The organism is Shewanella mytili, assembly GCF_046765975.1.
Classification (GTDB): domain Bacteria; phylum Pseudomonadota; class Gammaproteobacteria; order Enterobacterales; family Shewanellaceae; genus Shewanella; species Shewanella mytili.
Window position 1 is genome coordinate 162,046 of the sequence record NZ_JBKOUD010000001.1, and the last position, 11,662, is coordinate 173,707.

The 11,662-nt window shown below is 52.5% G+C and carries 9 protein-coding genes; 1 reads left to right on the forward strand and 8 read right to left on the reverse strand.

Annotated elements, in window-relative coordinates:
• Positions 1–5: 5 nt before the first annotated feature.
• The 4 genes from ACIDEJ_RS00700 to nadK all read right to left on the reverse strand — a co-directional run bounded on the left by ACIDEJ_RS00700 (position 6) and on the right by nadK (position 7,057).
• A complete protein-coding gene (locus tag ACIDEJ_RS00700) occupies positions 6–749 on the reverse strand; it encodes a (Fe-S)-binding protein (protein WP_411986171.1) in 744 nt (247 codons plus the stop codon).
• A gap of 307 nt (positions 750–1,056) precedes the next feature.
• Entirely contained in the window at positions 1,057–3,861 is a 2,805-nt protein-coding gene (locus ACIDEJ_RS00705; RefSeq protein ID WP_411986172.1) for an FAD-binding and (Fe-S)-binding domain-containing protein, read from the reverse strand.
• An 83-nt stretch (positions 3,862–3,944) separates the two neighbouring features.
• Positions 3,945–5,585, reverse strand: a complete 1,641-nt coding sequence (locus tag ACIDEJ_RS00710) for an L-lactate permease (protein ID WP_411986173.1) — start codon at positions 5,583–5,585, stop codon at positions 3,945–3,947.
• A gap of 590 nt (positions 5,586–6,175) precedes the next feature.
• A complete protein-coding gene (gene nadK / locus ACIDEJ_RS00715; RefSeq protein ID WP_411986174.1) occupies positions 6,176–7,057 on the reverse strand; it encodes an NAD(+) kinase in 882 nt (293 codons plus the stop codon).
• Positions 7,058–7,158: 101 nt separating this feature from the next.
• Here nadK and grpE point away from each other — a divergent pair, with 101 nt between their 5' ends.
• A complete protein-coding gene (gene grpE / locus ACIDEJ_RS00720) occupies positions 7,159–7,764 on the forward strand; it encodes a nucleotide exchange factor GrpE (protein ID WP_411986175.1) in 606 nt (201 codons plus the stop codon).
• A 169-nt stretch (positions 7,765–7,933) separates the two neighbouring features.
• On the opposite strand, the gene ACIDEJ_RS00725 is transcribed toward grpE, so the two are convergent.
• The 4 genes from ACIDEJ_RS00725 to rcsF form a co-directional block, all read right to left on the reverse strand.
• Positions 7,934–9,646 carry a proline--tRNA ligase gene (locus ACIDEJ_RS00725; protein ID WP_411986176.1) on the reverse strand — a complete coding sequence of 571 codons (1,713 nt, stop codon included), beginning with the start codon at positions 9,644–9,646 and terminating at the stop codon, positions 7,934–7,936.
• A gap of 88 nt (positions 9,647–9,734) precedes the next feature.
• Entirely contained in the window at positions 9,735–10,343 is a 609-nt protein-coding gene (locus tag ACIDEJ_RS00730) for an acyltransferase (protein WP_411986558.1), read from the reverse strand.
• Positions 10,344–10,503: 160 nt separating this feature from the next.
• Positions 10,504–11,229, reverse strand: coding sequence for a tRNA (N6-threonylcarbamoyladenosine(37)-N6)-methyltransferase TrmO (gene tsaA / locus ACIDEJ_RS00735; protein WP_411986177.1), 726 nt, complete (start codon positions 11,227–11,229; stop codon positions 10,504–10,506).
• 9 nt (positions 11,230–11,238) lie between these two features.
• Entirely contained in the window at positions 11,239–11,616 is a 378-nt protein-coding gene (rcsF, locus tag ACIDEJ_RS00740) for an Rcs stress response system protein RcsF (protein WP_411986178.1), read from the reverse strand.
• Between the last annotated feature and the right edge of the window lie 46 nt (positions 11,617–11,662).

The following is an 11,662-nucleotide window of genomic DNA, read 5'->3' on the forward strand; positions in this document are numbered from 1 at the left end:
GGCTCCTATATGGCAGCGTTAAGGATCTGCGCCAGGTGGCGAACTTCAATCGGCATGTTGTCGCGGCGGATCAAGCCATCGAGGTGCATCAGGCAGGAGGGGTCGAATCCCACAATGTATTCGGCACCGGTTCTCAGGTGCGCTCTGGCCTTATCGTTGCCCATTTTGGCTGAAACCGCGCCTTCATCCATGGCAAAGGTACCGCCAAAACCGCAGCACTCGTCACGGGGTTCCGGATAGAGGATCTCCACGCCGGGCACTTTTTCCAGTAATGCGGCCATCTTGTTGAAGCCGGGCTTCATGGATTCGCTGGGTTTGGCCAGCTCCAGCATCCGCAGACCGTGGCAAGATAACTGCAGGCTGACTTTATGGGGAAACGCATGGGGGAAGCTGTCCACAGGGGCCACGTCGTGCAAAAACTCGGTCAGCTCGTAAAGTTTGTCAATGACGGCTTTGGCTTCGTCACTGTCATCATACTCATGGAAGTTTTCCTTGGCGGCCACCAGGCAGGAGGCAGCCGGGCAGACAATGGCATCACACTCCACGCCCTTGAAGGCGTTCAGCAGTTTGAGTACGGTTTTTCGGGCTTCATCAAAGCAGCCGGAGTTGGTCATGGGCTGACCGCAGCAGGTTTGTCCTTCTGGCAGGATGACATCGTGTCCCAGTTTTTCCAGCAGCTCCATGGTGGCAATGGCAACCTGGGGTTGCAGCTGGTTAACCAGGCAAGGGATAAATAAAGCTATCTTCATGGCGTTTCCTTAGTGCTTTTAGCGACATTGCTCACATCCTGGCCTTTGGCAGTGTGGTTCACTACTTCAGCTTATGTTGATTATCGGCCGGATGTGCTAGCGAATATATACCTTCAATCCGCTTGGCAGTAGTGGCTATTTAGTAAATGAATCGCCTAATTTTCTCAAAAATGATAAAAACTAACCTATTGATTAGTATAATTTATTTTTGATTTTTCTTGTATTTTTCCCACGAAAATTTATTACATAACAAAAATGAAAAAGGGGGAGTTATCAACTCCCCCTTGTAGTGCGGATAGATGCAGGCTTAGCGGCTACACTCTTCCAGCAGGTAAGCCAGGTGGCGGTAAGAAACGCCACTGTGATGGCTCAGACCCACTTCACACATGCGGTTAGCGTAGTAGCCTTCACTGATTTCAGCCGGTAACAGTTTTTTGATGTTACGCAGGGCTGACGCGTTGATTTCAGGTTTGTACAACCCTTTCTCACCGGCATAACCACAGCAATCCACGCCTGCTGGCCGTACAATGTTGCTGGCACAAGCGGCAGTGATGGCTTCCATTTGCGGTTCAACGTGCATCTTGCGGGCAGAACAACCCAGATGCAGTGCCACATTCGGTTTCTTGGTCAGCTTGAGTTTTGGCATGACGTCATCGTGCAGGAACTCTACCAAGTCCAGGATTTTGAAATCCGGGTTGCCGGTCAGGGTACGGTAAGTACAAGACAGGGCATCAATCACAATCGGCAGCTTGCCGTTGTCAGAGATTTTGCGCAGCACTTCAATCAGCTCATCGCGTTTGCCGTCAGCATTCTTGAAGTCGCCCTTGGATTCCCACATCTGGCCACAGCACAGGCTGCGGGTTTTGGGTGGGGTGATGACGTTGTAACCAGCACGTTCCAGCAGTGTCACAACCACGTCTGGCAGTGTGCGGTCGTCCGGATCCATAGGAGTCGGGCCAAAGGTACGTCCACCACAGGCGGCGAAGTAAACCACGGTGGGTTTGCCAGGCTGCGGAGTGGATGGTTGTGGCAGGGTGCCGCCTTTGGGGAAATCCGGATTCCAGTAAGGCACTTCAGCGGAAATGGCTCGGCCCGCTTTCATCATGCCGCCGGTAATGGCATTGCCGGTGACTTTGTTGATGATGTTAAGGATGTTGAAGCCGCTGCTCAGGGCGGTGTTTACCGCACCCCAGTGCTTGGCCTGGAAGTCCAGCACTTTCTGCTGGGTGGTGGTGATGTAAGGGGTACGCAGTTTACGCACCAGCTGACCCATGCTGTTATCCACCGGACAGGCGATGGTACACAGCTGACAGGCCGCACAGGTATCAACCACATCGTACTTGGCCGCGGCCCGCATTTTCTCTGCAGCTTCTTTATCGCCAGTTTCTTCCAGACGGGCGATTTCACGCAGGGTGGCAATACGCTGACGGGGTGTCAGGTTCAAGGCTGAGGTCGGACAGGTTTTCTCACAGAAACCACATTCGATACAACGGTCAACAAAATCATCTACCACAGGGCATGGCTTGATGTTTTTCACGTGTACTTTTTTGTCATCGTTCAGGATGACGCCAGGGTTCAACAGTCCCATCGGGTCGAAGATCTGCTTGATGTTTTTCATCAGCGTATAGGCTTCGTGACCCCATTCCAGTTCTACGAACGGTGCTACCGCACGGCCGGTACCATGTTCAGCTTTCATGGAACCATCGAAGGTATTGATCACCATGTCGGCCACGCCTTCCATGAAGTCGTGGAAACGGGTGATGTCTTCGGCAGAATGGAATTTTGGCGTAATGATGAAGTGGAAGTTACCTGCCAGCGCGTGGCCGTAAATCACCCCTTCAGGATAACCGAATTTGTGGAACAGCGCGGTCAAATCGTGAGCGCAGCTGGCCAGGTGTTCCACTTCAACGGCGATATCCTCGATGATGACCGAAGTGCCTTTGGGGCGGGCACCACCGATGATGGGGAACAGACCGGAACGCATTGCCCAGTATTTGCTGTATACGGCAGGATCGGAACTGAAGGTGATAGGCCGTTCAGTTTCAATGTGCGCCAGTTTCTGGATAACGTCCTGGGTGTATTTTTCCAGGGTTTCCTTGTCATTGGCTCGGGATTCAATCAGCAGGATGGCAGCGCCTTCTGGCAGTGCAGACAGCCAGTCTGGCATGCCGGGTTTGCCGGTAACCGCTTTGATGGATGCCCAGTCCAACAGTTCACCAGCAGCCACGCTTTCGCCCTGAATTGGCGGAATGGCGCGGGCGGCATCTTCCATGTTGAAAAATACAGCCAGGGCTGATGCCTTGAACTTGGCTTCATCTACGGTGTGGTAGGTCACTTCATCCACAAAGGCCAGTGTCCCTTCCGCACCTACCAGAATATGGTTGATGATGTCGAAAGGATCTTCAAAATCCACCAGTGAGTTCAGGCTGTAACCGGTGGTGTTCTTGATGGCATATTTCTTACGAATGCGCGCTGCCAGCGGTTCATTGTTGCGAACCATCTCACCCAGGTTTCTCAGTGATTCCAGCAGCTCGGGATGGGACTTGCGAAATGCCGCCTTGGAAGCTTCAGAACCGGTATCCAGTTCAGTACCGTCTGCCAGTACTAGCTTCACGGAGGCGATGGTCTGGTAACTGTTTTGTGCAGTACCACAACACATCCCTGAGGCGTTGTTGGACATGATACCGCCCACCATGGCTGAAGCCAGGGTTGCAGGGTCAGGACCAATTTTCTTGTTCAACGGTTTCAACGCCGCGTTGGCGTCAGAACCAATAACGGCAGCCCCCAGTGTTACCTTGTTGGCATCGGGACTGATTTCAAGTACGCGGAAACCGTCAAAACCCAGCATTAACAGGATGCCTTCGCCGATCGCCTGACCGGAAAGACTGGTACCCGCAGCGCGGAATGTTACCGGTGCTTTGTGCTCGCGGGCAACCGCCAGCGTTTTCTTAACATCATCGAGTGTTTCAGCGTGAACAACGACTTCTGGCACGATACGAAAATAGCTGGCATCAGTGGACCAGGCAAAACGTCGAACTGGGTCATTACTGACCGCATTTTCTCCCAGCAATTGGCGCAGGCTTTCAGTTACAGCTTGATAATTAATTGACATAAGACATCTCTTTTGTACATTAACCCACATGAGTTGGCAGGAGCTACATAGGCTCCTGCTTCCGGTCTATTATCTTGTTGCGTTTAGTAACCGCCCCATACAAAGGCGATTGTGCCAGCCAGCAGGGCATAACCCAGCGCAACCGGCATGGTTTTACGAATAATTTCTGATTCACGGCCAGCCATACCAACCACTGTCGCCGCTGCAACCACGTTCATTACGCACATCATGTTACCAGCGTTTGCGCCCATTCCCTGCAATGCAAGGAACAGAGTGTGATTGCCCTGGATATTTTCCGCCACACTGTATTGTAGGCCAGAGAACATCATGTTGGAGAAGGTGGCGCTACCAGACAGGAAGGCACCGAAAATCCCCACGATAGGCGCCATGAACTCCCATACTGACCCCAGGGTTGAGCCCAGCAGGTTAGCCAGTGCCACAGGCATGGAAGACAAACCGGCTTCGTTGGTGCCCGAGTTCAGGAAGATTTTCACCATGGGTACGGAAGCCCCCAGGGAAATGATGGTCGGGATCATGGACTTACAGGATACGGTGACAGAATTTTTGATGGCTTCTGAATTCATGCGGAACAGGAAGAAACCCAGAATACACACGGCAATGAAGAACGCGCCGGGTGCGTACAGCGTGGCAAAACCGGCTTTCAGGCTGGTGCCCATGATGCCGGTAATGCTGATGTTAAAGCTCACCAACCAGGCTTTCAGCGGCGCAACAACGCGGGACAGTACCAGCAATGCCGCCATAATCAGGTAAGGTGTCCAGGCAGCAAACTGGCTGAAGCGCACTTCAGTCCCCAGCTTCACGCCACCTTCGTCGTTTTCAGCAAAATCGTGCCATGGGGTTTTTGGCAGTAACCAACCTTTGCGGGCCACGGGAATGACCAGCGCCATACCGATTAACGCACCGATAACTGACGGGAACTCAGGGCCGGCAAAGAAGTTAATCAACCAGGCAGGAATGGTGAATGCCAGACCGGCAAAGAGGGCGAATTTCCAGATGGCCAGACCTTCGGTGAAAGACTTTTTACGACCGAAAAAGCCAGTCAGAATGGCAACCATGACCAACGGAATGAATGAACCCACAAACAGGTCAATGGTGATCATGTGGTTTGCAATGAACTGGGCGTAATCACTGAAGTGGCCGCCATGTTCGGCAATCTGACTGGCCGCCATGCTGCTACCGCCTTCAATCAGCCCCTGTTCCATACCAAACAGCACGGGTAGGCCAATGGCCCCGAAAGATACGGATACGGAGTCAGCAATCAAGGCTACCACTGCAGCGGCAATGGGCGGAATGCCCAGCAACACCAACAGGGGGGCACCGATGGCTGCGGGAGTACCGAAACCTGCAGAACCTTCAATGAATGAACCGAATAACCAACAGATGATGATTACCTGTACCCGCGCATCGGCGCTGATATTGGTAAACCCTGAACGGATGGTATCCATTGCTCCTGAATATTTCAGCGTATTTAACAGGAACACCGCACCGAAGATGATGGTCAGCGGCGTAATAGCGGCCAACAGGCCTTCTACGACTGACGCTGCCAGCAGATGGGTATCCATCTGCCAGATGAACGCCGCTGCCACGCCCGTCAATACCATGGAGATGGGCATTGCTTTGGACGCTGGCATACGTAACAGCACCAGAAACAGCATTACGCTGATCACTGGACTCAGACTAGCGAGGAGTTGCAGAAAGGTCATGTTTGCCTCTTATTTTCATGTTGCTTGTAATTGTCGTTATGTTGGTCTGGATGTTCCCCAAAAAACGAACTCCAGCCAGTTTTGTTATTTATGGATAATCTTTGTCAATTTTTGCAGAGTCAATATGATCTGGATCATCTTGAACAGCCTGCTGAAGACCATTTTGTGTCTATGGGAGCTTACGCAGGAAAGCAATTGTATTATTTGTGACATATATCACAAGTGATTTGAGGCGGTAATTCTGCACAAGCATAATTTTTTAATAGTTTATGCTGTTTATTTATATATAGCCATTTTATCGACTTTATTTAAGCGATTTCTGAAAGATACTGATCTGATTTTTTCACAGATGATCAAAAGTTAAAAATTAATTAGCCATCACTAATATGATCAATATCACATTAGTGATGGCTTAACGTGAACAAAACAGCATCAAAAATTAAAAATATTTTAAAAACAATGGATTAAAATGCGATTTTGGGGTTGTGTAATAAACAAACAAAATGGTGATAAATGCTACAGCTACCCATTTATGAAATAAAACACCAAAAATGTTTGTCTTTTGTCAGAGGAAAGAAGGGGGTTCGGCCTTAAAATAATTTACTGCCCCAGCCGAGTTTGTGCCGCAAAACATGAAAATAGTTATAACCTTTGGGGTGGATCAGCTTTAACTGTTCATGGATATTGCGCCGAATGATGATTTCATCTCCCGGTAAAACCGCCAGGGTGACATGGCCATCACAGCCCACTTCCAGGGTTTCGCCGTTATCCGGGGAAACCACCAGTTTAATCGTGCTGGAAGCGTCAACCACAATCGGCCGGCAAGACAGTGTATGGGGGAACATGGGTACCAAGATAAGTGCCTGAAGATTTGGGGTTAAAATGGCCCCACCGGCGGATAACGCATAGGCGGTGGAGCCGGTGGGGGTGGAAACTATCATGCCGTCAGCGCGTTGGCTGTACATGAACTGCTCGTCAATATAGACCTCATATTCAATCATGTGCGCGATTTTTCCCGGGTGCAGCACAGCTTCGTTCACCGCGGTGTTCGACGCTTTTAACTCGCCATGGCGGTGCACTTCCGCCTCTAGCAAAAAACGGTGTTCCGTTTCGTATTCACCCTTTAACACCTTTGACAATGATTCTTCAAAGGCATCCGGCGGCAGATCGGTCAAAAAGCCCAAATGCCCCCGGTTAACGCCGATAACGCCGATATCATATTTTGACAAGACCCGGGCTGCCCCCAGCATGTTGCCGTCGCCACCCACCACAATGGCCAAATCACAGCGCTCACCGATTTCCAGCAGATCAACCGCTTCCACGTTGCGGCCCAATTCACCGGCTACCCGCTCTTCCACCAAAACCTCATGATGACGGGCCTGTAACCAGTGCAGCAAGCGTTTCAACGTTTGAATGGTGCCCTGGTGATGAGGTTTGCCGATAAGGCCAATGGTGTGAAATTCCGAGTGCATACTTTTTGAAAGCCCAGGGTTGAAACGCTGAAATTGATCCCCATAATATGCTCAGAGTATGCAGAAACAAAGCATTTAAAGCATTTTTAGCCGGAGTGAAAATGAGTAAAGAGTCACATAAAGCAGAGCAGGTGCATGAAGCAGCTGAGCAGGCTAACACCGCAGATACCACCACTGAAAGCAGTGTGATGGATGAACTTACCCAGGCCAATTTCCGCATTGAAGAGCTGGAGCAGGCGTTGTCCGAGGCTCAGGCCAAAGTACAGGAACAACAGGATTCCGTGGTGCGTGCCGCCGCAGAAGTGGAAAACATGCGTCGCCGTGCGGCCTTGGATGTGGAAAAAGCCCATAAATTTGCTCTGGAAAAGTTCGTTAACGAATTACTGCCGGTGATTGATAACATGGAGCGGGCTTTGGTGGGGGCTGACAAGGCCGATGAGTCTACCAAGGCGATGTTTGAAGGGGTGGAATTGACCCTGAAGTCCTTGTTGTCTGCCGTTGCCAAGTTCGGGGTGCAACCGGTCGAGCCTTTGGGTGAGGCTTTCAATCCAGACAAGCACCAGGCCATTGGCATGCAGCCAAGTGCTGAATACCCTGCCAACAGCGTGATGTTGGTGATGCAAAAGGGCTACACCCTCAATGAACGTTTGTTGCGCCCGGCCATGGTGATGGTCTCCAAGGGCGAGGGTGTGGATGCCAAGGCCTGATAAAGCCTCGGTGCAGCACGTGCCACCGTGCATTTAATGCCCCGGTATCTCAAGCAAAGCCAATAAAAAACGCAGCATCTGCTGCGTTTTTTATTGGGCGTGAGCCCGCAATGTAGCACTCCTGTAACTGCCGATGTTTAGCAGGCAGTTACAGGCACAAACAGCCAATCTAGCAGGTTGCCTTTTTAATGAAGTCGACAATCTCCGCCATGGGGATTTCTTGCTTTTCACCGGTGCGGCGGTTTTTGTACTCAAACACACCCGCATCAATGTTGCGATCGCCAATCACGATGGTGTGAGGGATCCCAACCAGTTCCATATCGGCAAACATCACCCCTGGGCGCTCTTTGCGATCGTCAAACAGCACGTCAATGCCCGCAGCGTTCAGATCGCGATAAAGCTGTTCGGCGATATCGGTTACCCGGTGGGATTTGTGCATGTTCATGGGCAAAATGCCGACCTTGAACGGTGCGATGGCATCTGGCCAGATAATGCCGCGATCATCATGGTTTTGCTCAATGGCAGCGGCCACAATACGGCTGACACCCACACCATAACAGCCCATCAGCATGATTTGGGCTTTGCCGTTTTCATCCAGCACGGTGGCATTCATGGCTTCTGAGTAACGGGTACCCAGCTGGAAGATGTGACCCACTTCGATACCCCGGGCAAAGGCGTAGGTGCCTTTGCCATCCGGTGTGGCTTCGCCTTCCACCACGTTGCGGATGTCAAATGCCTGCGGCAGTGCCACATCCCGTTCCCAGTTGATGTTGAAGTAGTGCTTGCCATCAAGGTTGGCACCGGCTGCAAAGTCGCTCATTACGGCTACTGCATGGTCAATGTACAGCGGCATGTCCAGCCCTACCGGGCCCAGTGAACCGGGGCCCGCACCGATGGCTGCCCGAATTTCAGCTTCAGTGGCAAATTCCAGTGGCGCCAGCACCCCTGGCAATTTGCTGGCTTTGACTTCGTTCAGTTCATGATCGCCTCGCACCATCACGGCCACCAGCGGTGTTTCTTCGCTGTCACCGCGTACAATCAGTGTCTTGGCGGTTTTCTCGATGGCAATGGCAAACTGGCTGACCAGCTCCTCAATGGTTTTGGCATTGGGGGTGTCCACTTGCGCAAGTTCTGCGGTAGCGGCAGCGCGGGTGGCTGTTGGCAGCGGTGATTCTGCTTTCTCGATATTGGCGGCATAATCACTGCCGGTGGAGTAGGCAATCAGGTCTTCGCCACTTTGGGCCAATACATGGAACTCATGGGACATGCTGCCGCCAATGGAGCCGGTATCGGCCAGCACTGGCCGGAATTCCAACCCCATGCGCGACATGATGTTGCAGTAGGCGGTGTACATGGCGTGATAGGTATCATCCATGGTTTGCTGATCCAGATGGAAAGAGTAAGCGTCTTTCATCAGGAATTCCCGGGCGCGCATCACGCCAAAACGCGGGCGCACTTCATCACGGAATTTGGTCTGGATTTGGAACAGCGTCAGCGGCAGCTGTTTGTAGGAGCTGATCTCTTTACGGATAAGATCCGTAATCACTTCTTCATGGGTGGGGCCCAAAACAAAGTCGCGGTTATTGCGGTCCACAAAACGCAGCAGTTCCGGGCCGAATTTATCCCAGCGGCCACTTTCCACCCATAAATCCCCAGGCTGAACCATGGGCATCAAGATTTCCACGGCACCGGCTTTTTCCATCTCTTCACGGACGATGGCTTCCACTTTGCGCAAGACGCGCAAGCCGGAAGGCAACCAGCTGTACAGACCGGAAGCATTGCGGCGGATCATCCCGGCGCGCAGCATGAGTTGATGACTAACGACTTCTGCGTTGGCAGGAGTTTCCTTTTGCGTTGATAACAGGTATTGGCTGATTCGCATTTACCCAAGATCCCAATGAAATGAAATGGCCGTCATTTTATCATCTGCTTTGATGATGTCACGCTGCGGCGGGGGTGAAAGCGTAATTTTATGTTGAGGGCGTGCGGGGAAAATGCTGTTCACTGCCGCTGACCGGTTTGTGGCGCCGATCGCCGATAATCCGGGCCGGATTACCTGCCACAATGGCCCACGGCGGTACATCTTTGGTCACGACGGCGCCCATGCCGATGACAGCTCCATCGCCAATTGTCACGCCATCCACAATCCCCGCCTGGGCGCCAATCCACACATCCTTGCCAATCACCACGCCACGGGAGCGGCTACTTTGGCGGTAGATGGGCATGTCCGGTGCCATGCCATGATTGAAGGCATAAATGGTGACGTTATTGGCAATGCGGGTTTGATTACCAATGATGATGCCCTTGCTGCCGCCATCCAGCGAACAACTGTGGTTGATGCTCACTTCATCGCCCAGCGTAATGGGGCCATGGAGAAAACAGTTGGCGGCAATCATGCATTGCCGGCCGATGGTGATGGGGCGGCCCGGCTCGGCAAACAGGGCCGCTTGTGGCGCAATGAAGCAGTTGTCGCCAAGGGTGACGGTTTCCATGGCGGTGAGTTGCTGCTGGATTTTTTGTTGCCAGGGCGCGGCCCACGTTAAGTGTTTGGGTTTGAGGCGATACCACAGCCAAGGCATCCACGACAGGCGTTTTTTGTGTTGCTGGCGTAATGCTTCGGCGCGCTCGGTTGCCTGGGTGTCAGCGCCGGGTGTCCGTGGTTCATCGCCAGTAGCCGCGGATGCCCGGGATGATGGGCTGGGGTTGTCGGGCAGCTTAGTCTTGCGGGGCATTGGCGGATTATTCCCGGCGTTGGCTGGGGGCTGGTGCCAAGTCGACAACTTCGATACCTGCCGGCGTGGCATACCAGAAGATGTCCAAATCATACAAGGCCACTTGGTAGCGTTTGGGATCTTCCTTGGCTTTTTTATACGCCGGGCGGGGGTCTTGCGCCAGTACGGCCACAATCAGTTGTTGCAGTCCCGGGTATTGGGGACCAAGGCGCATGATGTGGGCCATTGCCTTGTCACTGAAGTGCACATCAACCTGTACCGGGGCGTCTTGGGCCATACCGCCACAGGCATGGGGGATGGCATCAGAAAACGGAATGTAGGGCTTTATGTCGATAATCGGCGTGCCATCCAGCAAATCCATTCCCGAAATTTCCAGCGTCACTTTGCCTTTGTGCTGGTGGATATGGTGCAGTTTCACCACTGATTGCCCAATGCCATTGGGGCGAAAGGTGGAACGGGTGGCAAACACCCCGAGTTTTTCATTGCCGCCCAAGCGGGGAGGGCGCACGGTGGTTTTCCAGCCCTGTGCCAGGTTTTGGTGAAAGCTGAACAGTAGCCACAGATGGGAATACTGCTCCAGCCCGCGTACGGCGTCCAGATGATTGTAAGGCGGCACCAACTCCACATGGCCGCGGACAAAGTCCACCAGCCCCGGCTGCCTTGGAATGCCAAACTTCTGTTTATAGGGCGTATGGCAAACTGCAACGGCTTCAATACGACTGTGAAACTGCATCAATGTGGCTCAGTCCTGTACCTGTAAGCGGATGGCTTGCCCTACGCAAACGGCACTACTGTAGCAACCGGCTTCCGGTTCTTTCAACTGGGTGCAGCTTTTGATAATCAAGCCGTTGGCCTTGATGTCGGCCGCTTTGCGACGGGCATCGGTGCGGGCATTTGCCAGCGAGGCCGGGGTGCTGTTGGCCACGCTCTGACAGGCAGTGCCCTGCACCAGCCCCAGCACATCATAGGGCACGGTTGGCTGTGTGTGGTCAAACAGTTTGACTTCTGAGGGTTTGAAGTATTCCTTGAATGCCTTTTTATTCAGGTTGGAGTTAAACGTGTAGTTGCTGCCACAAGCGCCAAGCAGTACGGCCAGTGGTAAAAAAACCAGATGTTTCATGGTTGTACCTTATGAATGATGAAGGCTGATAGCGCCCCGCGACCTT

Excerpts from the sequence above, each read along its gene's own strand:
- ACIDEJ_RS00710 (WP_411986173.1), bottom strand. The coding sequence starts at position 5,585 with ATGACCTTTCTGCAACTCCTCGCTAGTCTGAGTCCAGTGATCAGCGTA.
- ACIDEJ_RS00705 (WP_411986172.1), bottom strand. The coding sequence starts at position 3,861 with ATGTCAATTAATTATCAAGCTGTAACTGAAAGCCTGCGCCAATTGCTG.
- ACIDEJ_RS00730 (WP_411986558.1), bottom strand. The coding sequence starts at position 10,343 with ATGCCTTGGCTGTGGTATCGCCTCAAACCCAAACACTTAACGTGGGCC.
- grpE (WP_411986175.1), top strand. The coding sequence starts at position 7,159 with ATGAGTAAAGAGTCACATAAAGCAGAGCAGGTGCATGAAGCAGCTGAG.
- rcsF (WP_411986178.1), bottom strand. The coding sequence starts at position 11,616 with ATGAAACATCTGGTTTTTTTACCACTGGCCGTACTGCTTGGCGCTTGT.
- tsaA (WP_411986177.1), bottom strand. The coding sequence starts at position 11,229 with ATGCAGTTTCACAGTCGTATTGAAGCCGTTGCAGTTTGCCATACGCCC.
- nadK (WP_411986174.1), bottom strand. The coding sequence starts at position 7,057 with ATGCACTCGGAATTTCACACCATTGGCCTTATCGGCAAACCTCATCAC.
- ACIDEJ_RS00725 (WP_411986176.1), bottom strand. The coding sequence starts at position 9,646 with ATGCGAATCAGCCAATACCTGTTATCAACGCAAAAGGAAACTCCTGCC.
- ACIDEJ_RS00700 (WP_411986171.1), bottom strand. The coding sequence starts at position 749 with ATGAAGATAGCTTTATTTATCCCTTGCCTGGTTAACCAGCTGCAACCC.